The sequence below is a fragment of the Paenibacillus glufosinatiresistens genome (assembly GCF_031470375.1).
Classification (GTDB): Bacteria; Bacillota; Bacilli; order Paenibacillales; family Paenibacillaceae; genus Paenibacillus_AQ; species Paenibacillus_AQ glufosinatiresistens.
This window is the reverse complement of record NZ_JAVFHT010000048.1, coordinates 1-594: the sequence shown is the minus strand read 5'-3', so window position 1 is coordinate 594 and position 594 is coordinate 1. Positions and strand designations below refer to the sequence as shown.

The window sequence follows — 594 nt, the reverse complement described above, 5'->3', positions numbered from 1 at the left end:
TGTATAACACAAGTTCAGCTTAAAGGAATGTTCTAAGTCGCAATGTTTCGTTTCGGTATCCAGTTTTCAAGGATCAAATACAAACAGATGCAATTTTGGTGGAGCCAAGGAGGATCGAACTCCTGACCTCCTGCTTGCAAGGCAGGCGCTCTCCCAGCTGAGCTATGGCCCCATAAAAAGAAGCAAATATGCAATATGAAGATGGTGGGCCTTAGTGGACTCGAACCACCGACCTCACCCTTATCAGGGGTGCGCTCTAACCAGCTGAGCTAAAGGCCCTTATCATGCAACCCTTCAATAAGGGTGCGCTTGGCGGCGTCCTACTCTCCCAGGACCCTTCGGTCCAAGTACCATCGGCGCTGGAGGGCTTAACGGTCGTGTTCGGGATGGGTACGCGTGGAACCCCTCCGCCATCGCCACCAAACGCAATGCGAAAGAGATGACTCTTTCAAAACTGAAATCGAGTGAGTGGCTTCGGATGAACCGAAGACTTGTTTGAATGTCCTCATCGCAGAGGACGATTCTCCATAGAAAGGAGGTGATCCAGCCGCACCTTCCGATACGGCTACCTTGTTACGACTTCACCCCAATCAT

Annotated in this window: 2 tRNA genes and 2 rRNA genes; all 4 read right to left on the bottom strand. The window is 51.0% G+C overall.

Annotated elements, in window-relative coordinates:
• Positions 1–96: 96 nt before the first annotated feature.
• Positions 97–172: transfer RNA gene (locus RBI05_RS19260), tRNA-Ala, on the bottom strand.
• 30 nt (positions 173–202) lie between these two features.
• Positions 203–279: transfer RNA gene (locus RBI05_RS19255), tRNA-Ile, on the bottom strand.
• A gap of 28 nt (positions 280–307) precedes the next feature.
• Positions 308–424 (bottom strand): 5S ribosomal RNA (rrf, locus tag RBI05_RS19250).
• Positions 425–531: 107 nt separating this feature from the next.
• A 16S ribosomal RNA gene (locus RBI05_RS19245) occupies positions 532–594 on the bottom strand; the annotation flags it as partial.